General features: G+C 70.1%; 25 protein-coding genes. 14 read left to right on the forward strand and 11 right to left on the reverse strand.

Annotation, left to right across the window (positions count from 1 at the left end):
• The first annotated feature begins 4 nt into the window (after positions 1-4).
• Positions 5-2,551, forward strand: a complete 2,547-nt coding sequence (locus ABZZ17_RS34045; protein WP_356882090.1) for an ATP-binding protein — start codon at positions 5-7, stop codon at positions 2,549-2,551.
• 103 nt (positions 2,552-2,654) lie between these two features.
• On the opposite strand, the gene ABZZ17_RS34050 is transcribed toward ABZZ17_RS34045, so the two are convergent.
• Positions 2,655-3,227: a snapalysin family zinc-dependent metalloprotease gene (locus tag ABZZ17_RS34050; protein ID WP_356882092.1), complete on the reverse strand. Its 573-nt coding sequence runs from the start codon at positions 3,225-3,227 to the stop codon at positions 2,655-2,657.
• 260 nt (positions 3,228-3,487) lie between these two features.
• Complete coding sequence (locus tag ABZZ17_RS34055) at positions 3,488-4,459, reverse strand: metalloregulator ArsR/SmtB family transcription factor (protein WP_356882094.1); 972 nt, start codon at positions 4,457-4,459, stop codon at positions 3,488-3,490.
• A gap of 56 nt (positions 4,460-4,515) precedes the next feature.
• Between ABZZ17_RS34055 and ABZZ17_RS34060 the strand changes: the two genes are divergently transcribed.
• The 4 genes from ABZZ17_RS34060 (at position 4,516) to ABZZ17_RS34075 (ending at position 8,443) form a co-directional block, all read left to right on the forward strand.
• Positions 4,516-5,337: a class I SAM-dependent methyltransferase gene (locus ABZZ17_RS34060; RefSeq protein WP_356882096.1), complete on the forward strand. Its 822-nt coding sequence runs from the start codon at positions 4,516-4,518 to the stop codon at positions 5,335-5,337.
• 312 nt (positions 5,338-5,649) lie between these two features.
• Complete coding sequence (locus ABZZ17_RS34065; RefSeq protein WP_356882098.1) at positions 5,650-6,213, forward strand: hypothetical protein; 564 nt, start codon at positions 5,650-5,652, stop codon at positions 6,211-6,213.
• Between the two features lie 439 nt (positions 6,214-6,652).
• Positions 6,653-7,687 carry a terpene synthase family protein gene (locus ABZZ17_RS34070; RefSeq protein WP_356882100.1) on the forward strand — a complete coding sequence of 345 codons (1,035 nt, stop codon included), beginning with the start codon at positions 6,653-6,655 and terminating at the stop codon, positions 7,685-7,687.
• Between the two features lie 9 nt (positions 7,688-7,696).
• Complete coding sequence (locus ABZZ17_RS34075; protein ID WP_356882102.1) at positions 7,697-8,443, forward strand: hypothetical protein; 747 nt, start codon at positions 7,697-7,699, stop codon at positions 8,441-8,443.
• A 106-nt stretch (positions 8,444-8,549) separates the two neighbouring features.
• Here the strand turns inward: ABZZ17_RS34075 and ABZZ17_RS34080 are convergent, their stop codons facing one another.
• Both ABZZ17_RS34080 and ABZZ17_RS34085 read right to left on the reverse strand, forming a co-directional pair.
• Positions 8,550-8,975, reverse strand: coding sequence for a hypothetical protein (locus tag ABZZ17_RS34080; RefSeq protein WP_356882104.1), 426 nt, complete (start codon positions 8,973-8,975; stop codon positions 8,550-8,552).
• Between the two features lie 135 nt (positions 8,976-9,110).
• A complete protein-coding gene (locus ABZZ17_RS34085) occupies positions 9,111-10,418 on the reverse strand; it encodes a PP2C family protein-serine/threonine phosphatase (RefSeq protein WP_356882106.1) in 1,308 nt (435 codons plus the stop codon).
• A gap of 348 nt (positions 10,419-10,766) precedes the next feature.
• On the opposite strand from ABZZ17_RS34085, the gene ABZZ17_RS34090 reads away from it, so the two are divergent.
• A complete protein-coding gene (locus tag ABZZ17_RS34090; protein ID WP_356882108.1) occupies positions 10,767-11,834 on the forward strand; it encodes a hypothetical protein in 1,068 nt (355 codons plus the stop codon).
• A 165-nt stretch (positions 11,835-11,999) separates the two neighbouring features.
• Here the strand turns inward: ABZZ17_RS34090 and ABZZ17_RS34095 are convergent, their stop codons facing one another.
• Positions 12,000-13,379: a serine hydrolase domain-containing protein gene (locus tag ABZZ17_RS34095; protein WP_356882110.1), complete on the reverse strand. Its 1,380-nt coding sequence runs from the start codon at positions 13,377-13,379 to the stop codon at positions 12,000-12,002.
• Between the two features lie 323 nt (positions 13,380-13,702).
• Here ABZZ17_RS34095 and ABZZ17_RS34100 point away from each other — a divergent pair, with 323 nt between their 5' ends.
• Entirely contained in the window at positions 13,703-14,281 is a 579-nt protein-coding gene (locus ABZZ17_RS34100) for a dienelactone hydrolase family protein (RefSeq protein WP_356882112.1), read from the forward strand.
• 139 nt (positions 14,282-14,420) lie between these two features.
• On the opposite strand, the gene ABZZ17_RS34105 is transcribed toward ABZZ17_RS34100, so the two are convergent.
• Positions 14,421-15,074, reverse strand: coding sequence for a hypothetical protein (locus ABZZ17_RS34105; RefSeq protein WP_356882114.1), 654 nt, complete (start codon positions 15,072-15,074; stop codon positions 14,421-14,423).
• A gap of 255 nt (positions 15,075-15,329) precedes the next feature.
• Here ABZZ17_RS34105 and ABZZ17_RS34110 point away from each other — a divergent pair, with 255 nt between their 5' ends.
• Together ABZZ17_RS34110 and ABZZ17_RS34115 are read left to right on the forward strand one after the other, a co-directional pair.
• Positions 15,330-15,914: an SMI1/KNR4 family protein gene (locus ABZZ17_RS34110; protein WP_356882116.1), complete on the forward strand. Its 585-nt coding sequence runs from the start codon at positions 15,330-15,332 to the stop codon at positions 15,912-15,914.
• Between the two features lie 56 nt (positions 15,915-15,970).
• Positions 15,971-16,501 (forward strand): hypothetical protein, encoded by a 531-nt coding sequence (locus ABZZ17_RS34115; RefSeq protein WP_356882118.1) that lies wholly within the window; start codon positions 15,971-15,973, stop codon positions 16,499-16,501.
• Positions 16,502-16,583: 82 nt separating this feature from the next.
• On the opposite strand, the gene ABZZ17_RS34120 is transcribed toward ABZZ17_RS34115, so the two are convergent.
• From ABZZ17_RS34120 to ABZZ17_RS34130, 3 genes are all read right to left on the reverse strand, one after another.
• Entirely contained in the window at positions 16,584-17,735 is a 1,152-nt protein-coding gene (locus tag ABZZ17_RS34120) for an aminotransferase class V-fold PLP-dependent enzyme (protein WP_356882120.1), read from the reverse strand.
• Between the two features lie 65 nt (positions 17,736-17,800).
• A complete protein-coding gene (locus ABZZ17_RS34125; RefSeq protein WP_356882122.1) occupies positions 17,801-18,682 on the reverse strand; it encodes a GNAT family N-acetyltransferase in 882 nt (293 codons plus the stop codon).
• Positions 18,683-18,771: 89 nt separating this feature from the next.
• Positions 18,772-19,545 carry a VOC family protein gene (locus ABZZ17_RS34130; RefSeq protein WP_356882124.1) on the reverse strand — a complete coding sequence of 258 codons (774 nt, stop codon included), beginning with the start codon at positions 19,543-19,545 and terminating at the stop codon, positions 18,772-18,774.
• Between the two features lie 592 nt (positions 19,546-20,137).
• Between ABZZ17_RS34130 and ABZZ17_RS34135 the strand changes: the two genes are divergently transcribed.
• Positions 20,138-20,767, forward strand: a complete 630-nt coding sequence (locus ABZZ17_RS34135; protein ID WP_356882138.1) for a helix-turn-helix domain-containing protein — start codon at positions 20,138-20,140, stop codon at positions 20,765-20,767.
• Between the two features lie 262 nt (positions 20,768-21,029).
• Here the strand turns inward: ABZZ17_RS34135 and ABZZ17_RS34140 are convergent, their stop codons facing one another.
• Positions 21,030-21,308: a GlsB/YeaQ/YmgE family stress response membrane protein gene (locus ABZZ17_RS34140; protein WP_356882126.1), complete on the reverse strand. Its 279-nt coding sequence runs from the start codon at positions 21,306-21,308 to the stop codon at positions 21,030-21,032.
• A 200-nt stretch (positions 21,309-21,508) separates the two neighbouring features.
• Between ABZZ17_RS34140 and ABZZ17_RS34145 the strand changes: the two genes are divergently transcribed.
• From ABZZ17_RS34145 to ABZZ17_RS34160, 4 genes are all read left to right on the forward strand, one after another.
• Positions 21,509-21,904 carry an ATP-binding protein gene (locus tag ABZZ17_RS34145; protein WP_356882128.1) on the forward strand — a complete coding sequence of 132 codons (396 nt, stop codon included), beginning with the start codon at positions 21,509-21,511 and terminating at the stop codon, positions 21,902-21,904.
• Between the two features lie 181 nt (positions 21,905-22,085).
• Positions 22,086-23,279: a PP2C family protein-serine/threonine phosphatase gene (locus tag ABZZ17_RS34150; RefSeq protein ID WP_356882130.1), complete on the forward strand. Its 1,194-nt coding sequence runs from the start codon at positions 22,086-22,088 to the stop codon at positions 23,277-23,279.
• Between the two features lie 231 nt (positions 23,280-23,510).
• Complete coding sequence (locus tag ABZZ17_RS34155; protein ID WP_356882132.1) at positions 23,511-23,927, forward strand: hypothetical protein; 417 nt, start codon at positions 23,511-23,513, stop codon at positions 23,925-23,927.
• 294 nt (positions 23,928-24,221) lie between these two features.
• On the forward strand, positions 24,222-24,518 hold the full coding sequence (locus ABZZ17_RS34160; protein WP_356882134.1) for a DUF2188 domain-containing protein: 297 nt from the start codon (positions 24,222-24,224) through the stop codon (positions 24,516-24,518).
• A gap of 59 nt (positions 24,519-24,577) precedes the next feature.
• On the opposite strand, the gene ABZZ17_RS34165 is transcribed toward ABZZ17_RS34160, so the two are convergent.
• Complete coding sequence (locus ABZZ17_RS34165; protein ID WP_356882136.1) at positions 24,578-24,946, reverse strand: PRC-barrel domain-containing protein; 369 nt, start codon at positions 24,944-24,946, stop codon at positions 24,578-24,580.
• Positions 24,947-25,199: the final 253 nt, after the last annotated feature.

Consider the following 25,199-nt stretch of genomic DNA (forward strand, 5'->3'; position numbering starts at 1 on the left):
CGTCATGGGACGCGGCAAATTCCGTATCTACCTGGGCTCGGCCCCCGGAGTCGGCAAGACGTACGCGATGCTCTCGGAGGGCCACCGACGGGTGGAACGGGGCACCGATGTCGTGGTTGCCTTCGTGGAGCACCACCACCGTCCGCGCACCGAGGTGATGCTCCACGGGCTGGAGCAGATCTCCCGGCGCGAGCTGGAGTACCGCGGTTCCGCGTTCACCGAGATGGACGTGGACGCGGTCCTCGCCCGCCGGCCCGCCGTCGCCCTCGTGGACGAGCTCGCACACTCCAACGTGCCCGGCTCGCGCAACACCAAGCGCTGGCAGGACGTGGAGGAAATCCTCCAGGCCGGCATCGACGTCGTCTCGACCGTCAACATCCAGCACCTGGAGTCCCTCGGCGACGTCGTCGAGACGATCACCGGGGTGCGGCAGCGGGAGACCGTGCCGGACGAGGTGGTCCGCCGCGCCGACCAGATCGAGCTCGTGGACATGTCACCGCAGGCCCTGCGCCGCCGCATGGCCCACGGGAACATCTACAAGCCCGACAAGGTCGACGCGGCCCTGTCCAACTACTTCCGGCCCGGAAACCTCACGGCCCTGCGCGAGCTGGCCCTGCTCTGGGTCGCCGACCGCGTGGACGAGTACCTCCGCGAGTACCGCGGTGAGCACAACATCCGCACCACCTGGCAGGCCCGCGAGCGCATCGTCGTGGGCATCACCGGCGGGCCGGAGGGCCGGACCCTCATCCGCCGCGCCGCCCGCCTCGCCGAGAAGGGCTCGGGCGGCGAGGTCCTCGCCGTCTACATAGCCCGCAGCGACGGTCTGACCGGCGCGTCTCCGAAGGAGCTCGCCCTCCAGCGGACCCTGGTCGAGGACCTCGGCGGCACGTTCCACCACGTCATAGGCGACCACGTACCCGACGCCCTGCTGGAGTTCGCCCGCGGCGTGAACGCCACCCAGATCGTCCTCGGCGTCAGCCGCAGACGCTCATGGCAGTCCGTCTTCCGCCCGGGCGTCAGCGCCACCGTCGCCCGCGAATCCGGCCCGGACCTCGATGTCCACATCGTCACGCACGACGAGGCCGCCAAGGGCCGCCGCACCCTGCCCGTCGCACGCGGCGGGCGGCTCGCCAGACCCCGCATCATCTGGGGCTGGCTGACCGGGATCGCCGGCCCGGCCCTGCTCACGCTGCTGCTCAGCCAGGTCGTCCCCGAGCTCGGGCTCGCCAACGACATGCTGCTCTTCCTCACCTGCACCGTGGCGGCGGCGCTCCTCGGCGGCCTGCTCCCCGCTCTCGCCTCGGCCGCCTTCGGCTCCCTGCTGCTGAACTACTACTTCACACCACCGCTCCACCAGCTCACCATCTCCGACCCCAAGAACATCGTCGCCATCGCGATCTTCGTCGGTGTGGCCGTGTCGGTGGCCTCCGTCGTCGACCTGGCCGCCCGCCGCACCCACCAGGCCGCCCGGCTCCGCGCCGAGTCCGAGATCCTCTCCTTCCTCGCCGGCAGCATCCTGCGCGGCGAGACCGCCCTCGACGCCCTGCTGGAGCGGGTCCGCGAGACCTTCGCCATGGAATCCGTCGCCCTGCTGGAGCGCGGTACGGAGGTCGACCCGTGGACCTGCGCGGGCAGCACCGGACGGAATCCGGTCGCCCGCCCGGAGGACGCCGACGTCGACATGCCCATCGGCGAGAACATGGCGCTGGCCCTGACCGGGCGGGTCCTGCCCGCGGAGGACCGCCGGGTGCTCGGCGCGTTCGCCGCGCAGGCCGCCGTCGTACTCGACCGTCAGCGCCTGGTCGACGAGGCGGAGGAAGCGCGCCGCCTGGTCGAGGGCCACCAGATCCGTACGGCGCTGCTGGCCGCCGTCAGCCACGACCTGCGGACCCCGCTCGCCTCGGTCAAGGTCGCCGTCACCTCGCTCCGTTCCACCGACGTGCAGTGGTCGGACGAGGACCGGGCCGAGCTCCTGGAGGGCATCGAGGACGGCGCCGACCGTCTCGACCACCTGATCGGGAACCTCCTCGACGTGTCCCGCCTCCAGACCGGGACCGTCGTCCCGATCATCCGGGAGACCGACCTCGACGAGGTCGTACCGATGGCCCTGGCCGGCGTGCCCGACGCCGGCGTGGTCCTCGACATCCCCGAGACGCTTCCCATGGTCGCCGTCGACCGCGGTCTGCTGGAGCGGGCCGTCGCCAACATCGTCGAGAACGCCGTCAAGTACAGCCCCGACGGTGCGAGCGTCCTGGTGGCCGCCAGCGCCGTCGCCACCCGGCTCGAAGTCCGCGTCGTCGACCGCGGACCCGGAGTTCCCGACGAGGCCAAGGACCGGATCTTCGAACCGTTCCAGCGGTACGGGGACGCCCCCGGAGGCGCCGGGGTGGGCCTCGGCCTCGCCGTGGCGAGGGGTTTCCTGGAGGCCATGGACGGCACCCTGACCGCCGAGGACACCCCTGGCGGCGGCCTGACGATGGTCCTCACCCTGCCGCTGAAGGACGGGGCACCGCAGGCGCTCCCCGACCTGCCGGCCGGGGCCACGACCTGATCCCGAAACCCCAATAGGAGTGCGGCAGTGGACCGGCACGGTCGCCCTCCGGGAGTCGCGTCCCGGCCGGGCCCCCGCACCGGCCCACCCGCCGTCCCGATGGTCAGGGGGCGTCGACGAGTACCCGGCCGTCGGTCGGCACGATCGCCGCGAGCCCGTTCGCGTACGCGTTCTGCACACGGGACCGCTCGGTCGCGTTGGGCACGGCGTTGGTGCAGGCCGTCCCGGCACTTGACCCGGACATCAGCTGGGCGCACGGCCCCGGCTTGGTGTCCGGGAGGCCCAGGCTGTGGCCCAGCTCGTGCGCGGCGATGCGCGTCTTGTCGTACCCCTGGCTCACGGCCTGCGCGCCCAGTTCGACTCGCACCTGCCGCCCGGGACGGACCGGGCCGAGGGTGGCCTGCGGCCAGCCGGTGGTGGCCACGATGACGATCTCGGCCCGGACCCCGGGCGCGGCCTCCACCAGCCGTACGTTGCTGACGTTCGCGTTCCAGGATGCGACCCCGGCCGCGATGGCCGCTTCCCAGCCGACGGCCCGGCTGTCGTCGTACCGGAGCGTCACGACCGCTGCGGTGGCGTCCGGTACGGACGTGGGTGCCGCGGTCGCGGCGGTCGCCGCCGCCAGGACGAGCGCGGCGGCGGAGGTGCCGGCTTTCAGCCAGATGCCCAGAGACATGGTGGTCTTCCTTCACGCGTGGGGGACCCGGCCCCTCGGCGGAACCGGGGCACTGGAGACGCCGCCACCGCCCGCCTGTGGCCCGCACGTTCGGACAGCCGCCCCTCCGGAGCCCTAAGAAGGTAGCCCCGCAACCCGCCAACCCGTCATGCACCTGCCAGCCATTTCCGGCGGGCACTCCGGCCGGTGCCCGGTCAGCGGGCGGCCCCCTCCAGGAGCTGGGCGCCGTCGCGGCGAATCCACTGTGTGCCGGGCGCACATCACGCCAGCAACTGGTCGCCGAGGGGGCTCCGCAGGTAGAGGACGAGGTGTCCCTGCCGGGCCCGGGTGACCAGTCCCGCGCGGTGCAGGACGCCGAGGTGCTGGCTCACGGTGGCGGGGCTGAGGCCCAGCCGTCGGGCCAGTTCGGTCGTGCTCGCCGGCTGCGCGAGCAGGCCGATGACGCGGGCGCGGGTGCGGCCGAGGAGGTCGGCCAGGGCTGCGGGCGGGGCGGTCGTCTCGGTGTGCCAGACCGTGGCGAGGCCGCGGGCGGGATACCAGATCCGGGGTGGCAGGGCGAGGTCGACGACGGTGACGGCGTGGTCGCAGAACAGGGAGGGCGTGAAGGTCACCCCGTTTCCGTCGACCGCCAGGTCGTGCCGCTGACCGGGAAAGGCGTCGACGGCCAGGGTGCCGTTGCCCGAGTGCCAGCGCAGACCGGGGTCGATGTCGGCGAAGAGCGCGGCGGCTCCCCCGTCGGTGAGGCGGCGTGCGCGGTGGAGGATGTCGGCGCGCAGTACGGCGTACATCCGTGGCCATTGCGGGGCCATGATCAAAAGCCAGTAGGTGTGCAGGGCATCGGCGATCCGCTGCAGGAGGCCGTGGGGATCCGTACGTGCCTGCCGCAAGAGCGGGTGCAGGGGGTGGCCGTCGGCCGCCTGGAGGAGTTCGCGTGTGACGCGCCGCGTCGAAGTGGTGCGCAGTGCGGCGAACTCGTCGTCGATATCCGTGCTCGGCGTCGGGGGGTGGGGGGTGAGGAAGTCGGGGATGAGCCGGGTGGGCCCGACCAATGCCTGCAGGAGGGGCCAGTCGACGTGCCGGAGCAGCGGGGCGGTCTGTCGAAGCAGCGGCTCGTGCGCGGCGTAGCGGACGGGGCTGCGCCAGGCTCGCAGGCTCTGGACGGTCTCTTGCAGAGGTGAGCAGGCGAAGCGGACCGAGGCCAGGTCTTCCACATCGAGCCGGAGCAGCAACATTCGGCCCAGACTAAATGTCTCGCTCCGCTGGTGATCGAGGTGGTGGGATCCGGCGCATGACTGCTTCTTTCTCCGGGGGTAGCCCGGACGTGGCGACGTATGACCGTATCGGCTTGGGATACGGGCGCGTCCGTCGACCGGACCCTCGTCTGGCCGATCTGATCCGCCAGGCGCTGGCCGGGGCGCGCACCGTCGTCAACGTCGGTGCCGGTGCCGGCTCGTACGAGCCTGACGACATGGAGGTCACCGCGGTCGACCCGTCCCAGGTCATGCTCGATCAGCACCAGGGCCCGCGCAAGGTTCGGGCTGGGGCGGAGAGCCTGCCTTTCGAGGACGGTGCGTTCGATGCGGCGATGGCGATCATGACCGTGCACCATTGGCCCGACCTGCGACGTGGCCTGGCCGAGCTGCGGCGCGTCTCCGATCGCCAGGTGGTCTTCACGTGGGATCCGCAGCACCTGCCCGAGCTGTGGTTGACCGAGGAGTACCTGCCTGAGATCCGACAGCTCGAACACGCACGCTTCACACCGCTGTCCACCGTGGTGGAAGCCCTGGGCGTGCATACCGTGCTGCCCTTTCCCATCCCGCACGACTTCACCGACGGCTTCCAGATCGCCTACTGGCGGCGTCCCCAGTTCTACCTGGACGCCGTTGTCCGAGCCGCGAGTTCGACGTTCGCTCAGCTTCCCGCGTCCGTGGTCGAACCGGCGATCGCGAGACTGCGCGATGACCTGGCCTCGGGAGCCTGGCACCGGCGCCACTGCGATCTGCAGACCCGAGAATCCGTCGACTACGGCTACCGCTTGCTCATCGCGGGGCGGGCTCAGCGTCCGACGGGAACCGGTGCCGATGTTCGTACACGGTCAGCAGGCGAATGACGCCGCCGTGTCCGGTGCGCTCCGGCCGAGGTGGGCAGGCCGCTGATCGGAGCGGCCTGCCCAGGCGCTGCTCGGGCTTGCCCGGCAGACGTGCCTGGTGGTCGGTCCGTCCACGCCCGGGCAGCGGCAGCCAGGAAGTACCTCCCGTGGGCCGGGGGCGGTGCATGCCCGCGGTCGTCGATCACGGCGACCAAGCCTCGGAGAGCGTGAGCAGGGTACTGGTTCCCGGGCCGTGGAGCCCGATGCGGATCTTCGCCTGTCCTGCCGACCCACCCCACGGGCAGTCGCCAGGGGTCCAGTAGCGTCCGTTGCATGATCACCTTCGATGCCCTCGTCCGCCTCTGCCCGCCGCCCGCCGACCCGCCGCCCGCGGTGGACTGGGCGCAGGCCGAGCACGCCCTGGGTACGGCTCTGCCCGCCGACTACAAGCAGCTCGTCGAGACCTACGGCGACGGCATCTTCGACGACACGATCTGGCTGCTCGTCCCCGACTCCGCCCACAGCGACTGTGACCTGCACGCGCAGGTGACGGAACGGGACGAGATCCTGACCGGCCTGTGGGAGTTCGAGCCGAAGCCCGCCGGCCTGCTGGAGGCGGGGGCGCGGGTCCTGCCCTGGGCGTTCGAGGAGGGCACGGGGGCGTTCCTGTACTGGCTGGCACGGCCCGGTCAGCATCCCGACGAGTGGAGCGTGCTCTACAACGAGGGGCGCGGTCCCCTGTGGGAGCAGCACGACATGGGGTGCCTCGCCTTCCTGCTGGCGGTGCTGACGGGAACGGCGGAAACGGAGTACTTCGGTCACCTCCACGAAGTGCTGAAGCCCACGGAGCACCGCTTCGCGACGGCCGACCGGACCCTCGGCACGTCTCAACGCTGACCCCGTCCGGCCTCTCCCGATGGCCTGGTGCAACGCCGGCGCACCGAACGCCGTGCCTGGCCGGGCACGAGGGTGGGATCACCCAAGTCGTGGCCTGAGGTACGGTTTTCCGGTGATGTACCTGATCGGCGGACCGCCACGGGTGGAGCCGATGACACCACCTACCGGGAGATCGCCGCGTGGGTCAGGGACCAGAGCACTGCCCTGCGTGAAGCGTGTGCGGCCAGCGGGCATGTCTACGTCGACCTGGGGAACGGTCACGCACCAGGGCTCGAACGGGCCTATTCCGCACTGGTCAACCCTTAGCCGGCCAAGCTGCCCGGCCTCATCCGTCCGGGGCGTCCGGGGCTCTTTTGCCGTGTCCCGGGTGTGCCACGCACCCTCATAGGGAACTTTGCGGGTAGAGGCCGGCGTTCAGGACGGGACAGGAAAGACCGCTATGGGAGCCCAGACGTTCACCATTCCCCCTGTGCGGACCGGCTTTCGCTGGCGCATCAACCCCCACCACTGCGCCGAGATGGACGCCGAGGCGAACGCGTGGGCGTACGGTCTGTTCAGCGACGACCCGCGCGTCCCGGCTCCCGTGCATGCCGACAACTACACGACGTGGGCGGCGCTGTGCTTCCCCGACGTGGACCCCGACCTGCTGAACCGTTGGTGCCGCTTCAACGCCCTGTACACGTTCGCTGAGAACAGGCAAGAGGCCCTGTACGGGACGAGCGACGCCGGGAGCGCTGAAAGGGTATGGGCACGCACGGTCACACTGCTGTTGCGGCAGTCCCACGCTCACGACGTGTTCGCCGCCGGCGACTGGGGCGACGGACTGCCCCGCTCCTACCTGGCGACGGCCATGACGATCGCCGAGAGGCTCCCGGAATCGCTGGCGCGGTACTTCCTGCGGCGTCTCGCATCCATGGCGCAGGCGCAGTACCAGGAAGCCCACATGATCCGCTCGCCCCGGATGGGGTGGGGCGAATACCTGGAGTACCGGCACGTCAACTTCGGTGTCCCCCTGTTCACCGCAACCCTTCCCGCGCTGATGGAGCGGAACCTTTCTGCGCCTGAGTGGGAGTCCGCCGGGCGGGAGCGGCTCGACCGGCTGACGGCGCATCACTGCTGCCTCGTGAATGACCTGTACTCGTTCCGGAAGGAGTGGAACGACAGGAACGGCAAGAAGGCGCACGTCCAGGCTGTGTCGGTGCTGCAACACGTCTACGGCCTGGGCCTTCAGGAGGCTCTGGACAAGCTCGTCGAGACGATCGAGGAGACGGAGCGGCAGTACGTCGTGCTGCGCTCGCGCTGGGCCCTCACCGCGGAAGCCGACGAATACTGCGACCGCCTGGAGGACATGATCGCGGGGAACTTGCGCTACCACCAGATCTCGCCCCGATTCCACGGGAGCGGGTTCGAGGGTGTGTTCACGGGCGGGCAACTGAAGGTGACCGGAACACCGATCTCTCAGTCCGGGGGCTAGGTTTGGCCCGTGAACCACAGCAGTTCCACGGCCGGAGCGCCCCGCGAGCCTGGCTTGCCGCCCTACCAGGCAGTCCTGGCGGAGACTGACTGGGGTTCGCTCCAGACGGCTTTCGGGAACGGTGCATGCCTTCCCGAAGTCCTGGCACGGTTGCTGGAGCCTGATCCCAGAGTGCAGGTCACCGCTCTGTCGGAACTGGAGGAGCTGGTCGGCCACCAGAACGGCATCTACGAAGCCACCGCCCCCGCCGCCCTGTACGTCGCCGGTATCCTCGCCCACCCGGCGGCCATGACCCTCCGGCCGTATCGCGACGTCCCCATCCGCGCGACATGGTTGAACTGGTTGGCTTCCACGGTCTACGACGTCTCCGACGAGATGGTCGACCGCACCGAGCAGTACTTCCCTGGCTTCCGCGCCCACAACACCACGCTGGCAGCCTTCCGGGACCTGCGCCCGACGCTTTATCGAGCCGTCGTGCCCTTCCTGGAGGACAGTCACGAGGACGTGCGCGAAGCCGCCGGCCTCGCCGCGCTCGTCCTCGCCGAACACCCCGCGCTCGCCCAGTACCGCGATCACCTCGCCGTGCACGCGCGCCGCATCCTGGACACCAGCAGCGACGAGGCCAACCGGCGCGTTGCCTGGAAGGCCCTCGGAACATGGGGCCACGACGTCACCGGCATTGAACCCTTCCAGGAGAAGATCTGGGACTGCGGGCCACACAGCGATGGCCGCGGCGATCTCGAACCTCCCTTCTGACCGACCTGACCGACCTGACCGACCGGGACGCGGGACAGAGCTGCCGGCGCGGCTGCGTGATCGGCACTGGCGCGTGATCGGCACTGGCACATCACGCTGGTCGCACTCAGCGTCCTCCGAGCCATCGCGGGCGCCGGTGGCCCACGGTCAACGGCGTGCTGGCGCGCTGGTCGTCGCCGAGACCACGTGTGGCTTCCGCTCGTGCCTCGTCGCGCTGGTGGATGAGGTCCTCGCGTTCACGGTCGGTCACCTCGCTCTCCCGCTTCGAGGTGACGGATCCGCTCTGGCGGGCGAGGCGGCTGCGGCGGGATGCCCGCCGGGCGGCCATCATGATCAGGACCAGTCCGAGGATGCCCGCGGCGCCGACGACGATGCCGTAGAGGAACAGGGCGCCGGTCGAGCTGGTCACGTGGTAGCCGAAGACGGAGAAGTCGTCGGTGAGTGCGTGGGCGCTGCCGAGGTTCGCCATGACCCCGGCCACGGCGAGGATCAGAGCTGCGATGAGGATGACGAGTCCGAGGATGAGGATCATGGCGTACTCCCTGCCGGCGCGTCGAGGGGCCGCCGGCTCGGGGGGCGCCTACCCGCGGGGGGCCGGGCCAAGCACCCGTCTCCCCCGCTGCCGGCGCCCGGTCCCCGTCAACCGTCGTCGGGGCCGCCTGGCGCGTTACGCGCTCAGGTGATGGCCCGGGAGGGGCTGTCCCGTCGTCGACGGTCGTGACGCGTCGGTGAGGTCGGCGCCGGTGGCGGCGTCCCGCTGGGAGTCACCCATGCCGTGCCAGTCCAGGCACATGACGGTCGCGTCGTCGTCCAGACGGCCGTCGCCGGCGTCGACGATCGCTCCGATGAGGGTGTGGGCGGCCTCGCGGGGATGCAGGGCGCGACTGCGGATGATCAGGTCGGACAGATCGAGGCCCTCGGCGTTGCGCTCCAGCATGCCGTCGGTCAACATCACCAGCCGATCACCCGGCCGCAGGTCCAGCGACTGCACCCGGTAGGTGTTGCCCTGCGCTGTCTGGACGTTGAGACCAAAGGGCCGATCGACCTTCGGAACGATCTGCTGGACCTCCCCGTCGCGCATCCGCAGCGGCCAGGGGTGCCCGGCGTTGACGAACTCGGTGGTGCCGTCGATCAGGCTGATGCGCAGCAGTTGGCCGGTGACGTAGCCCCCGTGGCCGTGGTCCCGCATGGCCTGGTCGGCCTGGCGGGCCTGTTCGGCGAGGTCGGCGCCTGCCCTTCGAGCCCGTCGCAGGGCACCTACCACCAGGGTGGCGAGCAGCGCCGCCTCGACGTCGTGACCCATGGCGTCGGTCACCGACAGCTGGACGGTGTCCCGGTCGATCACATAGTCGAAGGTGTCACCTCCGACGTGGTCGGCGGGCTCCAGCGCCCCGGCCACCGCGAACTGGGCCGCCTCGCACGCCAGCGACGCCGGGAGCAACCGGTGCTGGATCTCCGCGGCCAGGCTCAGCGGCTTGGTGCGTCGGCCCCACTGGTACACGTCGGTATGGGAGCGGTTCGCGATGACGATGTACGCCAGGGCGTGCGCGGTCTCGCCGATCTCGCGCATCACTTCCGCGCCCGGTGCGGAGGGCAGGAACAGCTCGAGCAGGCCGAGGGCGTCCCCACGGTTCGTCACCGGCGCGACGACGCGCACCAGCTCGTTCGCTCCCCCGTCCTCCACCTGCGGCCGCTGGGTGCGGATCACGTCGTCGTACAGCGTGCCCCGCAGCGGGATGCGTGTGGCCGGCTCGCTGGTCTCGACGCTCCCCGCGGCTCCCAGCCGCACGACGGAGCCGCCGGAAAAGTCAGTGATCAGGAACGACACCGATGCGGCTCCGAGGTGGTCCCTGAGCATGCGCGCGACCACGTCGAGCGACTCGACGGGCGCCGCGGCCTCCGCTGCTTCCAGCGCCCCCGCCAGAGTCGTCGCCCGACCCCGCAGGCTTCCACCCACGAGAGGACGACCGGCCATGCTGCCGCCTGGCTCTCCTGCGGTCACAGCGACCCCCTGGTTCGATGCCGGCCGGGCTCCGCCCCGATCGCGCGAAGAGCCGCGCCTAGGCGGCACCGTACAGGTCACATTGCACCACGAGAGCCCCGGAGAACCCCTCAGCCTGCACGGCGGCAATGCCATCACGCGCCGGTCTCCGCCATGCCGACGGACGGCACCCTGCCGAGCGACCAGCCATGTCGGCCTGCGCTCCCGCGACGCTGGACGGCAGCGGGGCGACGCCGCGTGTCGCCACCCCGGCCAGCCTTGCGAAGACCTAGCCGTGACAGCTGTTTGGGTGATCACTTCAAGATCTGCAAGGGTTGGGGAATGAGCAGACGAGACGACGTGTGGGAACTGATCCACCTCATCAACAGGAAGATGGAAAGCGCGGCCGCTTCCGGCGATATGGGCACGGTCATCCTGACGTCAGGCGATCTTCCGGAAGTGGTGCAGCTCGACGCGATACTCGCCGAGGGCGACGCGGACATCGACGTCAGCTTGACGGCCGTCGCGCAGCACCTGCTGGGAAGGCTTCGCTGGTACCGGTCTCGGCTGGTGCCCGAGGGCCAGGGGCACGCCGACTACGACGCCGCGCTGGACTTGTTCGAGCTGCCGTTCGTCATGGGGCTGGACGACATACCGGAGCCCATGCTCCCCACGCTCGCGGAGCGGATGGTGCCCATGGCCGGCTCATTCCAACAGGGGGCGTCCGAAACGAAGGACCCGGCCAGGATCGAGAGCTCGCTCGTCCTGTCCCGGCAGATCGTGACCCACCTCGATCCCGATCACCCCTTCCGGCCCGGAATGATGGCCAATCTGGGCCTCATGCTGCTGCTCCGGTTCGAGAACGGCGGCTCGGCGGAGGACCTCGACCAGTCCATCGATCTGCTTGAGACAGCGCTGTCCCGTGCCGTCGACCAGCGGGAGGCCATTCTCTCCACCCTGGTGCAGGCGCTCCGGCGCCGGCTGGCGGCCACGGCCGATCCGGCGGATCTGGACCGGGTGATCGAATGCTGTGAAGCCGGTGGCGCGGTGGCGTCCGTCGACAACGATCACGCGGTCAAGTGGCTGAGCAGCTTGGGAGACTCTCTGCTCAACCGCTTCGAACGCGCCGGGGCCGGCTCCGATCTGGACCGGGCGATAGACGTCATGAGGCGGACCCTCGACGCCGACCGTGCTCGCCTCCTCGACCCCGTCGCGGTGAAGTACGACCTCGCTTACGCCCTGTCGCGCCGCTTCGACCGCGCCCGGTCGATGACGGATCTCACCGAAGCGATCGACGTCGCCAGGTCCGCCGTGGAGGCCGCCGGCCCCGACCACGTCTTCCGCGCCCCGACGCAGGACCTGCTGGACGCCATGCTGAGGGCGAACGCCTCACTCCGCTCCGCCCCATGACCTGCCGGATGTCCTGCAACCAGGCGATGGAACTCGCCTGGTTGGGGGCATGGACGTTACGACCCTCTGCTCGATCGGGGAGCTTTCCCGGTGGCCCGGCCTGCCCGTGAGGACCATCCGGTGTTCCGTGGGGCGGCCCTTCAGACAGGGCCGCCCTGCCGTCGTTCAGGCCCGGACCCGGGTGAACAGCCGGCCGGCGAGGTCGGCGCCTGCGACCGTGCCGCTGTCGTCGCGGTTGAAGAAGCCGCGCTGCCCCTGGAGACCGCCGCTGGTGACGATGTACTCGTCCTCGTCGCCGGGCAGTAGCCCGAGACGGGCCGGCGGGAGGTCCGGCGGCAGTTCCGTATTCGTCGCCGCCCGGATCTCCGGCTTGATGTCGCAGGCCATCGTCAGCTCGGCTCCGTCCGTGGCGATGGTCAGTGTCATCAGCTCGTTCGCGTAGCTCCCGACGACCTCCCGGGCCCGCACCTCGTCGTACGGAAGGGGCTCGGGCTCCCGCTCGACCACACCCAGGTAGGTCTCCAGCACCCAGCGGACGACGGCCTGGTTGAAGGCGAGCCCGGCGTCCGGGCCGGCATTGGACGCTGTGACGACGGCGAAGTTCCGCTCGGGCACCATGAGCAGATCGACGAACTGGCCGTTGACCGAGCCGCCGTGCCCGACGGTGCGCACACCGTCCACGTCGCGCAGGAACCAGCCGATGCCGAAGGCGTCGGCGAGCGAGCTGCCCCGCAGTTCGACCGTCGGCTCCTGCTGCCGCAGCAGCAGCTCGGCGGGCAGCACACGCTCACCGCTTTCGGCGCGGCCGTCACCGAGGTGGAATCGTGCCCAGCGCAGCTGGTCCGCCACCGAGGACACGCCGCCACCGCCAGGGTTGTTGGCGCGGGTGTCCTTCCACTGCCGGACGACGGTCAGCGTTCCGTCCTCGCCGAGGTTGTGCCCCACCGCGAAGCGCCGGGTCATCGCATCGGCGGGCGCGAAGACGCTGTCGGACAGGCCGAGCGGCTCGAGGAGGAGGCTGCCGACGGCCTGCTCGTAGGTCAGACCCGTGACGTTCTCGATGATCCGCCCGGCCAGGTTGTAGCCCATCTGGCTGTAGGAGGCTCGGGCGCCGGGCGACGCGATCAGCTCCGACTCGGCCATCTTCGCCACGTACGCGGCCAGGGCGTCGTCTCCCTCACCGGTTTCGACGCTCAGCCTCCAGTCCAGTCCGGCGGTGTGGTTGAGCAGCTGCGAGACGGTGATTTCCGCCGCGGCCTGCTCGTCGCTGAGCACGAGCTCGGGAACGTATCGACGAACCGGCGCGTCCAGTTCGACGCGCCCGTCCCCGACCAGGCGCATCAGCGCGGTGGCCGTCCAGGGCTTCGTGACGGAGCCCAGCACGAACAGCGTCCGCTCGTCCACGGGCAGGGGGTTGTCGACGCTGGTCACGCCGTGGCAGGCGTACACCTCCCGGCCGTCCCGCCACACCCCGACGGCAGCGCCGGGAATCCCGAACTCCTTGGCGGTCGACTCGACGAATCCGCGCAGCACCTCGTACGACATCCCGTTCCCCTTCCCCTCGTCTTCCCCTCGTCGCCGCGACCTCCGCAGCAACTTGCACTTTGTTCAAGACGAACGTATGACACGACTTGAACTAAGTGCAAGACCATGCCTGAATTTCGCGCGAGCCGGGGTCTGGCTGCGAGAAGTCCGGCGTCGTCGGTGAGCTAGCGGTCCAGACGGCGGCCGCCGTCTTCACCTATGCGCTGGGCAGCACCATCGGCTCATCGGCCTGTTCCCGTCCGGTGACTGCCCGCAGATGTCGGTACCGCGGGCCATACTCGTGCCGCGGCGCCGCCCGGGCACCGCAGCACGAGGGGAGCGACATGACTGAGGTGCTGGTTTTCCACCACGGGCACGGGCTGACCGACGGCATCCGCGAGTTCGCCGAGCAGCTTCGCCGCGCCGGACACACCGTCCACGTCCCGGACCTATACGAGGGGCAGGTATTCGACAGCCTCGAGGAGGGCATGGGCTACGCCGAGAATGCCGGCTTCGGCACGGTTGTCGCGCGCGGAACCGCCGCCGCCGAGGGGCTGCCTTCGGAACTCGTCTACCTCGGGTTCTCGCTCGGCGTCCTGCCGGCGCAGAAGCTGGCGCAGACCCGGCCCGGCGCACGGGGGGCACTGCTGCTGGAGGCTTGCGTCCCGGTCGCGGAGTTCAGCGGTGCCTGGCCCGGCGATGTCCCGGTTCAGGTACACGGCATGGACGCGGATCCGTTCTTCGCCGGAGAGGGCGATGTGGACGCGGCCCGCGCGCTCGTCGCCGCAGCGGTGGATGCCGAACTGTTTCTCTACCCCGGCGACAGTCACCTGTTCACCGACAGCAGTCTGCCGTCCTATGACGAGCAGGCCGCCGCCCAGCTCTCTCACCGAGTCCTGGACTTCCTGAACCGCATCACATAGCCCGGCTAGCCCGAACGCGATCCACCTCGCCGGACTCCACCTCGCCGCCATCTTGACCTGGTCGGCGAGGTGATCCGAAGGAAACGGCCTACACCAGGGCTGCTTTCGACGGCATCCGCTCCGGCCGCCCCTCAGGGGGTCAGCCGGTGATCGAGAAGAAGATCGAGCCGTCCTCGGCCCACCACCAGGCGCCCTCGCCCGTGTTCCACTCCGACGCCCAGCCGTCGAGGGCCTCGATGAGCTCCCCGAGGTCGTACCGGAGATCGGCGTCGACGCGGTCCAGCACCGAACGGTAGGCCTCCACCGCGGGGCCCGCCTTCGCGAGGGGCCAGCAGCCGATCTCCGGTGAGCCCTCCGGGGGATGGGGTATGTGGAACCCGATCTCCGAGGGCGGGCCGCTGAAGACGTACTGGTAGGGCAGCAGGTCCGCCGGGACGCCCGCCGCGCTGAGGGCGTCGTCCAGGGCGGAGAAGTAGGTGACGGGGCTCCGGTAGCTCGCCAGGGTCGCGCTGTCGCTCGCGTTGTGGTCGATGACGATCTGGAGGGCCGCGTAGTAGGCGCAACCGGCGTAATCGGCGGAGGAGTCGGCCCGGCCGGAGACCAGCTCCTCCAGGGCGTCCGGGACCGACAGCCCCCAGTCCACGCCTTGGTGGTCGAGGCCGTCCTGACGTGCCTTCGCCCTGACGCGCATGGTGTCCAGGCGTCGCGCTTCGTCGGCGCTCAGGTCCGCGGCGGGCACGAAGCGCGCGATCTCGCCGCGGTTCGCCATGCTGTAGTTCACTACCTTGCTCATGGGCTCATGCTGCCAAAGGGCACTGACAGCGCGGCGTCCCGGACCAGTTCGCATGCGCGCCGGAGCCGCTCAGGCCATGCCTCCGGATCAACCACCGGCTACGGCGTCACCCGAGCCTGCACGCACGGCCTCTACAGCCACGACCACCTCGGCAGCGGCCTGGGGCAGGAGGACCAGCCGATGCGCCTCCGCCGTCGGCCCGGGCGAGGAGCAGCACAGCGGCCGCGTCGGCAAGGCCGCCCTGCCGGATCTTGCATGATGATCTGCATGAACACGGAAACATGCGATCCGGCCGAGCTGTCTGCCCTCCGGGAGATATTCGCCTCCAGACCCGAGGCCGCGCCGCCGGCCGGCTGGGAGGCAGTGCGGTCCTTCGAGGCGGAGCATCGCATCGTGCTCCCGGAGCCCTACCGCACGTTCGTGGCGGAGGTTTGCGACGGCCTGCGCGCCGGTCCGCCGTACTACGGGCTGCTCCCCTTCGCGGAGGCACCCCAGGACTGGGGATCGGACCGCCCCGAACGCCTGCTGGCCGAGCCTTTCCCGCTTGAGGCGGCATGGCTGTGGGAGGCGGAGGACGACGAAGCGACGCTGTCGGTACAGGAGTTCGAAGCCCGGACGGACCCCGTGTTCGACCACGGTTCGCTGCTGCTGGGCACCGATGGCTGCGGCATGTACTGGCACTTGATCGTCACCGGCCCCCAGCGCGGTCACGTCTGGCAGATCGCCGGCGAAGGCGCGATGCCCTTCGGTCCCCAGTCGCCCGACGCACTGATGCCCGGCACCCCCGGCTTCGCGGGCTGGGCAACGCACTGGGCCGAGGGCCGCGACTGGTTCGCGTAGGCCTAGGGGTTGGTGTGAAGGGCCTCAGGCTCGCGCGCCGGCTTTAAAGTCTTCCCGTGAACGTCAACAGCTGGTTCGAGGTCGAGGACCCGGAGGAGGGTGAGGACCCGTGGAACTTCAACGAGGCAGAGCTCGCCTTCCTTGAAGCGCTACGGGCCCGGGCCGACGGCTGGCAGGTCCCGCCGACTCCCGACCTCGTCACTCTCACCGAAGACGAATCAGCGCTGCTCGTGAGCATTTGCCTCATCGACGAAGCGCGCCACGTGATCCTCCGCGAGTGGGCCGTTCACTTCCACGGAACCCACGTGCGGGCGGGCAAGGTCCGCGACCAGGTGTACAACCTCCACGAGTCGCCCGAGAGCGGCTTCTTCATGGCCACCGGCACGGTCGAGGAGCTGGCGGTGCGCTGCGCCGACTGGTTCGAACACGTGCTGAGCCGCCCGGTCGACCGCTGTGAGTGGCCGCGCGAAGGCGGCGGCGGCGGGTACGTCACCTGCTGGGAGTTCGCCGACACCGGCGAGGCACTGGCGGGAGACGGCACGACCGACGGGTCACCGCCGGCGTACCGCCTCCAGGTGCGGCCCTGACCTTTCGCACCATCGTCGCCTCCCTGGACCGACGCCGCTCCGTACGAGCCTCCACGCCGGGGCGCCGTGGTAGGGAGCGCGGTTATTCGTGGGGCAGGTTGGCCTGGAGCACGGTCAGTAGGTGGTGGATGTCGCGGTCGGTGGTGTGGAGGTGGGGGCTGATGCGGAGTACGCCTCCGCGGGCTCCTACGTGGACGTCGGCCTCGCTGAGCGTGTCCAGCAGGCGGGCTCGCCGGTGTTCGGGGACTGCGATGCCGAGCATGTGCGGTCCGCGGGGTTCGGGAACGTGCAGGCCGAGGCCGCGTGCGGCGTCGGCGATGCGTCCGGTGACGGCGTCCAGGGTCGTGGCGATGTTCGGCACCGTCCAGTCGGCGAGCTGCTCAAGGGCGGCGATGGCCATCGGGGTGAGCTCGAAGGCGGTGCGCTGTCCCATGTCGAAGCGGCGCGCACCGTGCTGGTAAGTGTCGCGGTAGTCGGCCAGGCGGGCGAAGTCCTGGGCGTCCTCGCGCACGATCCAGTTCTCCTCCAGCGGCCGGCCGTCCTGGTGGGCGGGGGCGACGTAGAGGTAGCCCAGCCCGAAGGGGCCGAGCAGCCACTTATAGCCGACGGTGACCACGAAGTCCGGCCGTAGTGCGGCGACGTCCAGGGGTACGGCGCCCACGGACTGGCTGGCGTCGATGACCAGGGCTGCTCCGGCGTCGTGGGCAGCCTGTGCGATGGGCGACAGGTCCACCAGGGTGCCGTCGGTCCAGTGCACCTGCGGCACCGAAACCACGGCGACCGTCTCGTCGAGGTCACGGAGGACCGCGTCCGTCCAGGTCTGTCCGGGCTCGCGGTGAACGGTATGTACGGTTGTGCCGGTGCGGGCGGCGAAGCGGCGCCAGGTGTAGACGCCGGAGGGGTACTCCTCTGCGAGGACCAGGACGCGCTGACCTGGGCGGCCGTCGAGGTTGGCGGCGGCTGCCGCGAAGCCGTAGCTGGTGGCGGAGATCAGCGCGACGTCGTCGGCTGCGGCGCCGATGAGGCGGGCGAAGAGGGCCCGGCGTTCCTCGGCGGCGGTGAACCAGTCCGGTGCGGTGATCGTCCACGGCTGTGCCCGGCGTTCCAGGGACGCCTGCCCTGCGGCGAGCACACCCTTGAGAGTCGGCGCGAGGCTTGCCGTGTTGAAGTAGGCGATGTCTTCGGGGACGTGGAAGAGATGGCGTGCGCTGGGCAGGACGCGGCCCTGGGCCATGGTGTTCACCGTATTTCCGCTTTCTCCTGATCGGGCTGATGGCGTCGGCAGCAACACCGCCCCGGTCAAAGGTCCAGCTGGCATTCGTAGGCGACGTGTGTGGGCAGGTAGCCGAGGGTGTCGTTGACGCGGCGCATGTACGGGTTGTTGTCGGCGGTGTCGGTGAGCAGGCCACCCAGTTGGGGGTGGCTCTCGCGGGCGGCGAGGATCGCGGCGGCCTTCATCCAGCGGGCCAGGCCGTGGCCCCGGTGTTCGGGCAGGACGGCTGTGCCGTAGTGCAGGGCGTCGCCGGTACCGCCGGCCGGGACCACGAGTTCGGTGAAGCCGACGATCGCCGCGCTGGACCTGTCGATGGCGGCGACGGTGTGCAGACTCTCCCCGCGCGTCTCGACGGCCGCGGCCGCGGCCCGTATCCGGTCGAGGTCCCAGATCACCGTGCCGTAGTCCACGGCACCCATCGGCATGTCGTCCATCGCCCGCCGCGACACCACATAGGTGTCGGCGAGTTCGTCGGGAACCGTCCCGTCCCAGGCGGTCAGCCGATAGCCGGAGTGAGGTGCTCCGGCCAGCGCGGTCAGGGCGGGGAGGTCCGCTTCGGCCAGGTCGAGGCGGGCGTACGTCAGGGTCAACGCGGTCCGGAATCCGCCGGCGGTCAGGAACCCGAGACCGGGACTACCGTCCTGGGCCTGGGCGATGACACTGCGACGGCCGTCCTCTCGCGCCGCCGCCACGGCCGCCGCGAGCAGCCGGGTGCCGATCTGCTTGCGCCGCTCGGCGGGATGGACCTGCACATCCAGCTCGGCGAGGTGGCGCTGGCCGTCCTGGGTGAACAGGCGCAGGGACGCGGACCCGACGGGGCTGCCGTCGGCGTCCGAGGCCAGCCAGGCCAGACGGCGGCTGGAGGAGGTCTCTTCGGGGTCGGTCAGGGCGGTGATGCGGACGGGCAAGCTGTCTCCGTTGCCGGGTGGGTGATGTGGTGCCGCAGGGCGGTCGCTGCGGGGGTTGAGGTTGTTCAGGCGGTGTACGTGACGTCCCGTCACTGGGCCCAGGGCAGGGGACGGGTGCCGTCGGTGCCCGGTACGCGGGCCACGCCGTCGGCGCGCATCGCGACGTGGGCCGCGGCGGCCTGCGGGGCGTGAATCTGGCGGAGTCCGTCCGGGGGAAGGATGAAGGTGTGGCCCGCCGCGACGGTTTCGGTGTGCCCGCCGCAGCTGACTTCGAGCACTCCGGACGTCACCGTCCAGACCTGTTCGCGGCTGACGGCGTGTTCGGGGCCGCTCTGCCCGGCCGCCATCGCGACGGTCCAGGTGCTGAGCTCGCTGCTGCCGCGGCTGGGCGCCGCCAGACCGGTCATGCGGGCGTTCGGGGATTCGACGACGTGCTCGTCGGCCGGAGCGATCACGAGTACGGACGGCTCCGCTGCCGGCGCGGCCTCGGCAGGCGCACCCTCGACGGGGGTGACCCATTCGACGAGCTGGACCACGATGCCGTTCGGGTCGGTGAGCTGGAACAGGCGCTCGCCCCACGGTTCTTCGCGCAGCGGCATGGTGATCGGGGCGCCTGCCTCGCGCAGCCGCCGCTCCTCGGCGTCGAGGCCGTCAACGGTGAGCGCGAGGATCAGGCCGTCGGCCCGCCGGTCCCGCTGCTCGGGCGGCAGCACCTCGATGCCGGTGCGGAGCAGCACGATGCCGACGGCGGCATCTTCACGGGCCAGGGATACGAAGCCCTCGGCTGCGACGGCGACCTGATAGCCGAGGTGAGTGCAGAGGAACTCGCGGGAGGCGTCCACGTCGTCGACGGTCAGGGACACGGTGCAGGTGGTGACGTTCAGGGCAACTCCAGAGAAAGGGGGCGAATGAGATGGCAGCGGCGTACTGCGGAAGGGGTCGTGCGACCGGGTAGCGGTGCCGACGGTAGGGGGCCGTTTCGGCTCCATGGGCCTTGCGGAGTCGGGCGGCCGGGTCGGCCGTCCGCGATCACCTGGCCGGCCGGGTCCAGACGCGTGCCGGGCGAACGGGGCGAGACGATCTGCCGGATGCGGACCGAGGGGCTGGCCGGCTTGACGGCCAAGCCGGGCGCGCGGGGGTGCGGTCCATGAGCTCGGGCTCGGACCGGGGAGTGCCGGCAGCCAGCCGGCTTACGGCGGCGTAGGCCTGTACGGGCAGGTTCGTGGGGGCGCCTTCGGAGCTGGGCGCGAGGCAGGCGGCGTCACCGCTGGGGGTGCCGAGAAGGCTGTTGCGGGTGAGGTTGAGGTCGGGGAGGCGGTTGGGCTGGTTGGGCTGGCGCAATCCAGGTCCGTTCAGTCAGGCAATTTTTGCGACGGACGTAAACTTAGATCGAACACCCCAGAAGGTCAAGGATATTTTTGCTACCGATGTAAGATTCCTTCCATGGCTACCGAGATGGGACTCCGCGAGTCCAAGAAGCAGGAGACCAGGCAGCTGATCTCCGACTGCGCGACCAGGCTCTTCATCGAGCAGGGCTTCGAACAGACCACCATCGCCGAGATCGCCACGGCGGCCCGGGTCGCGAAGAAGACGGTGACCAACTACTTCCCCCGCAAGGAAGACCTGGCCCTCGACCACCACACGGAGTTCACCGAGGGCCTGGCCCGGGCGGTCGCCGAACGCGACCCGGACGAGGCACCGCTCGCCGCCCTGGGCCGGACCTTCCGGTCTTCCCTGCTGGCGCACAGCCCCGTCGTCGGCTTCACCGGACCCGCCTTCGCCCGTATGGTCGCCGAGAGCCCCACCCTCACCGCGCGGCTCCGGGAACTGCACGACCGGCGCGAGGAGGCACTGGCCACCGCCCTGGCCACCACCGGCCCTGCCGACGCCCCCACGATCGCCCCGCAGGCCGCCGCCGCCCTGATCGCCGCATCGGATCGCCTGCTGTTCCGCCGCATCCAGGCACTCACCCTGGCCGGCCACACCAACGACGAGATCGAAGCCACCCTCCTCCCCGAGGCGGACCACCTCCGCGCCCTACTCGCCGCCGCCCTGGCCAACGACCCCACCGGTTCCCTCTGGTGAAGACCGACGCCGCCCGGCCCACGGCATCGGATCCGGCCGCCATCACCAAGGCCGATGCCGCGTACCGAGCGTGAGTCGGCAGCCGGAGTCGGTATCGGTGTGGGGCTCGACCATCGACCCGCCGGGAGCGAAGCGGGCGGCAACGGGCGCGGGTCACGCGACGAGCGCCACCCCTGCTGTCGGTCGATCGCGGGCGCAGACAGCAGAACGGCTCCCCCTGGGAAAGGGGGAGCCGTGATCGTCCGCGGAGGGACCGTCACGCTCAGGCGTGGCGGTGGCTTCGCCGGTTGCCGGTGACCAGCCGGTAGACGGCGAGAAGGATGACCGAGCCGATGATCGCGGCGATCCAGGTGGAGAGGTCGAAGAATCCGTCGATGGAGTCGACGCCGAAGATGACCTTGCCGAGCCAGCCGCCGAGCAGACCGCCGGCGATGCCGATGAGCATGGTGATGATGATGCCGCCAGGGTCCTTGCCCGGCATCAGCGCCTTCGCGATGAAGCCCGCGAGCAGTCCGATCAAAATCCAGGCAATGATGCCCATGTGCTTCTCCTGCCTCGAAAAATTGAGCCGGTGTCAACCGTCTTCACCGCGCCGAGGCTTCCAAACGTCCGTACCGCTGGATGCCGCCGGTTTCGTTCGGCGCGAGGTGTCAGGCCGTTCGGATGACGTGATGGCAGAACGAGGTTTTCGCTCGTAATGGGGGCAGGTGCGATGCAGGACCACCGTCGGAAGGAGGCGCCATGGCGACACCCGTCCTCGATCAGCCTGTACTGCGCACCGGTCAGCCCACTACGGCAGCACGTGACGCCACCCGAGGCTTCCTCCAGCGCGCCGCCCAGGTCAGGGCCCCCATCCGGCCCGGACACGCCGACGACGTTCTCCTGATCGTCGCCGAGCTCGTCACCAACGCCCTCCGCCACACCGACGGGCCCTGCGTCCTCCACCTGGAACTGCACGGGGATCACCTCGAGGTCTGTGTCACCGACGCCAGCCCCTGCCCGCCCCAGCCCCGGACTCCCCACACGGACGGAAGTGGCGGCTGGGGATGGCTCCTGATCAATCACCTCGCCACCCGCGTCACCATCGAACTCACCTCCGACGGAGGCAAGACGATCTGCGCCGACGCTCCCTGGTGAGATTCCCCCGATGCCACATGGCGCCCCCAAGGCAACCGGCCGGGTGCCGATCGGTTAGCGCATCCGGAGGGCGGCCCGGGTGTGAAGACCCTGGTGACGCTGTCCTGCCTCGGCCCTGGCGCAGCATGGGGTGTGCCGTGCCGACGGGACAGGGCTTGATCCGTGATCTGTGGAGGCTGATGTGGGGCGTGATCGGATCGGTCTGGCCGAGGTGCTGGCGGCCGCGGAGGCGGCCGCGCCGGTGGATTCCCTCGATGTCGTGGCGCGCGATCTGCGTGACCGGTTCGGTGCCGCGTCCGTGTCGTTCCTGTTCGTCGACGTAGTCGGCCGGCGACTTCTCCGGGTCCACGACACGGCGGCGGAGCGGCACGAGGAGCGTGCCGAGGAGGCCGCGCTGTCCGGCCGGAGCGTCTACGACGAGGTCCTGGAGGGCCAGAGGCTGGTGCTGGCCGCCGGTGGCGGGCAGGGGCAGCGGGTACTGGCGCCGGTGACGAACCGCGGTGACACGATCGGGGTCCTGGAGGTGTTCCTGACCGAGGTCACGCCAGATGTGCTGGCCGAGGTGGGTGAGGCCGCGCACGCGCTGGCGTACATCATCGTCACCGACCGTCGGTTCACCGACCTCTACCACTGGGGCAACCGAACCACCCCGGTCAGTCTGTCCGCGGAGATCCAGCGTCAGCTCCTGCCCACCGCCGCTGCCTGCGAGGCCCCGCAGTTCGCCCTTGCCGGCGCGCTGGTCCCGGCCTCCGACATCGCCGGCGACACCTACGACTACAGCCTCGACATCGACACCCTGCACCTGTCGATCACCGACGCCATGGGCCACGACGTCGACGCCGCTCTCATGGCCACCCTCCTCGTCAACGCCTCCCGCGGTGCCCGCCGCGCCGGAGAAGGCCTCGCCGAGCAGGCACGCCAGATCCACCAGGCGCTCGTCGACCACGGCCGGAAGACCATGGCCACCGGCCAACTCCTGCGCATCGCCCTCGACGGCAGCGGTGCCCGGCTCGTCAACGCCGGCCATCCCTGGCCGTTGCGGCTGCGTGAGGGGGCTGTCACCGAGCTGACCCTGACCGTGGACCTGCCCTTCGGCTACACCGGCTTCAAGGGTCCGTACGCGGTCCAGGACATCGACCTGAAGCCAGGTGACCGGCTCCTGCTCCACACCGACGGCATGCAGGAACGCGACGCCGAAGCCGTCGACCTGCCAGCCCTCCTGCGTAAGACAGCCGACGAGCATCCGCGCGAAGTCGTCCGGACCCTGGTGGGCGCCGTAACCGACGCCTACGACGGAAGGCCTCCGACGGACGACGCCACCGTCCTGTGCCTCGACTGGCACGGCCCCCGAAACGACCGTCACGGGAACACTTGAGCGAGTGTCCTGCGGGTGTCGCGTTGCGCACCTGCAAGGGCCAGATCAACCACTCCCCCGAAGACGCGCGGACGCCTGAGACGGCGCGTCCGTACACCGCCCGCCACAGGCTCGCCGACCGCGCTCGCCGGTCAGCCGCCGCTGCCCCGTCAATCCGGCTTTGACCCGCGGTCATGGCAGCGGCAGGATCAAGGGCGCCCGCCTGCATGACGACGATGGAAAGGCCCCTTGGTGGCCAAGCGCGAATGGTTCCTGAGCGAACACGACTCCGGCTACGCGGAAGCGGCCCGCGACGCCGAGGAGAACGGGGAAGAGCTCCTGACCATTCCCTACTTCGAGCCGACCTGGGTAGGCCCGCACAAGGGAACGGGCGGCTGCATCATCGGCTTCGAGGCCCACTTCCCCATGGTCAACTGGCCGGAGCTCAAGACCTGGCTCGCTGAATCCCAGCTCGACGTGACCGAAGTCTGGTTCGCCCACATCTTTCAGGACGAGTCCGGGAAGTTCGCCCTGGGCGCGCCCGACGCCCGGGCCCTCCTGGTCCTCGCCGGCGACGGCACCCTGCTGCTGAGGGCGGAAACCGCAAGCAAGGCCATGCCCTACCTGAGCAGCACGGCCCCGGCTCCATCAACGACTGGCCAGGACTGACCGGAGCATCAGCTGCCGGCCCCCGGGCCCCGGGGCCGGAACACCGTCTTCGACGAGAGTCGGCGGGCGTCCCCTGAGGGATGGCGCTCGGCGCTCCCGCCGTTCCGCGCGGGTGTCCCCTACGGGCTGGGCGGGAATACTGCTCACAGGACTGGGAGCCCCGCACGCGCCGGCACCCACAGTGGCCACGCCGCGCTCCTGTTGCGCGGCCGGTCAAGGGGCGACCGATCGCGGCCGCCACGTAAGACTCCGACAGGCCGCCCCGGGGCCCGCCTGATGGGCGAGGAGAAGACCATGACAGCGAAACTGACCGTCTACCACGTCTCGCCCTCCAGCGAGCGAGCGGCCGCCGCGGGCGTGAAGTGGCAGGTCGAGGGAAGAGAAGGACGCCGGCTCCTGCACGAACCACACCGCACGCAGAAAGACGCGATCGACGCCGCACGCCACCACGCCAAGCAGCACGCGCCCGCCCAGGTCATCGTCCACGCCCTCGACGGACATGTCCGCAGCGCCTACACCTACGGAAACCTTCCCGCGGCACCCCCCGACGAACGCGGCCGCAAGGCCGGGCAACACGGAGGCGTCTTCTGAATCACGCCCAGGCCCTTACGGCCAGGGCCGGAACGTAGTCCAAGCCGTGAAGGGCGGGGTCAGGCCGGGCGGCCGCCGAAGGGGGCACCGGTGCCGTAGTAGGTGCCCAGCTCCTCGCGGTAGCCGTCGTCACCGATGTGCTTGTCACGGTGGAACTCGGGAGCGTCCTTGATCTGTTCCTTCGTCCGGTCGACGTAGACCTTCCGCTCGTCCGGGTCGATCCGCACCACCGTGCTCGCCGGCAGCAGGACCTCCTTGCCGAAGATCCACACCCCGGTGTCCACGACCAGATAGGCGTCACCGACCTCGTCGGAGTGCTTGTCCACCTTGCCGATGCTCCCGTCCGTCGCCTCGACCTTGTATCCGGTCAGGTCCGTACCGGCCAGGTGACCCGCGGTCGACTTGTAACTCCACACATGCTCAGTCACGCGAAAAACAACTCCTCCGGGTAAAGCGAGAATCATAAGGAAAACAATTTCCCGCCGGTGCGGCGGATGGCGCATTCTCCGTTCCGGCTGGAATCCGCATGTCCCGCCCTTCCGGCTTCATTCCCCTCAGATTTCCCCCAGGTACCCCGTTTGCGCGCGGACATCGCGGTGGGGGGGCCCCCCACATCCGCGAAGGGTGGGGGGCCCCCCCCCACAAAAAAAAAAAAGGGGTTGGCCCGGGGGGGAACAACCG

Source organism: Streptomyces sp. NPDC006512 (genome assembly GCF_040611935.1).
Taxonomy (GTDB): Bacteria; Actinomycetota; Actinomycetes; order Streptomycetales; family Streptomycetaceae; genus Streptomyces.

Coding starts and splice junctions, on each gene's coding strand:
- ABZZ17_RS34060 (WP_356882096.1), top strand. CDS start 4,516: ATGACTGCTTCTTTCTCCGGGGGTAGCCCGGACGTGGCGACGTATGAC.
- ABZZ17_RS34105 (WP_356882114.1), bottom strand. CDS start 15,074: ATGAGCAAGGTAGTGAACTACAGCATGGCGAACCGCGGCGAGATCGCG.
- ABZZ17_RS34140 (WP_356882126.1), bottom strand. CDS start 21,308: ATGGGCATCATTGCCTGGATTTTGATCGGACTGCTCGCGGGCTTCATC.
- ABZZ17_RS34070 (WP_356882100.1), top strand. CDS start 6,653: ATGGGAGCCCAGACGTTCACCATTCCCCCTGTGCGGACCGGCTTTCGC.
- ABZZ17_RS34085 (WP_356882106.1), bottom strand. CDS start 10,418: ATGGCCGGTCGTCCTCTCGTGGGTGGAAGCCTGCGGGGTCGGGCGACG.
- ABZZ17_RS34160 (WP_356882134.1), top strand. CDS start 24,222: ATGACAGCGAAACTGACCGTCTACCACGTCTCGCCCTCCAGCGAGCGA.
- ABZZ17_RS34065 (WP_356882098.1), top strand. CDS start 5,650: ATGATCACCTTCGATGCCCTCGTCCGCCTCTGCCCGCCGCCCGCCGAC.
- ABZZ17_RS34135 (WP_356882138.1), top strand. CDS start 20,138: ATGGGACTCCGCGAGTCCAAGAAGCAGGAGACCAGGCAGCTGATCTCC.
- ABZZ17_RS34110 (WP_356882116.1), top strand. CDS start 15,330: ATGATGATCTGCATGAACACGGAAACATGCGATCCGGCCGAGCTGTCT.
- ABZZ17_RS34120 (WP_356882120.1), bottom strand. CDS start 17,735: ATGGCCCAGGGCCGCGTCCTGCCCAGCGCACGCCATCTCTTCCACGTC.
- ABZZ17_RS34045 (WP_356882090.1), top strand. CDS start 5: ATGGGACGCGGCAAATTCCGTATCTACCTGGGCTCGGCCCCCGGAGTC.
- ABZZ17_RS34095 (WP_356882110.1), bottom strand. CDS start 13,379: ATGTCGTACGAGGTGCTGCGCGGATTCGTCGAGTCGACCGCCAAGGAG.
- ABZZ17_RS34145 (WP_356882128.1), top strand. CDS start 21,509: ATGGCGACACCCGTCCTCGATCAGCCTGTACTGCGCACCGGTCAGCCC.
- ABZZ17_RS34080 (WP_356882104.1), bottom strand. CDS start 8,975: ATGATCCTCATCCTCGGACTCGTCATCCTCATCGCAGCTCTGATCCTC.
- ABZZ17_RS34100 (WP_356882112.1), top strand. CDS start 13,703: ATGACTGAGGTGCTGGTTTTCCACCACGGGCACGGGCTGACCGACGGC.
- ABZZ17_RS34055 (WP_356882094.1), bottom strand. CDS start 4,459: ATGTTGCTGCTCCGGCTCGATGTGGAAGACCTGGCCTCGGTCCGCTTC.
- ABZZ17_RS34050 (WP_356882092.1), bottom strand. CDS start 3,227: ATGTCTCTGGGCATCTGGCTGAAAGCCGGCACCTCCGCCGCCGCGCTC.
- ABZZ17_RS34090 (WP_356882108.1), top strand. CDS start 10,767: ATGAGCAGACGAGACGACGTGTGGGAACTGATCCACCTCATCAACAGG.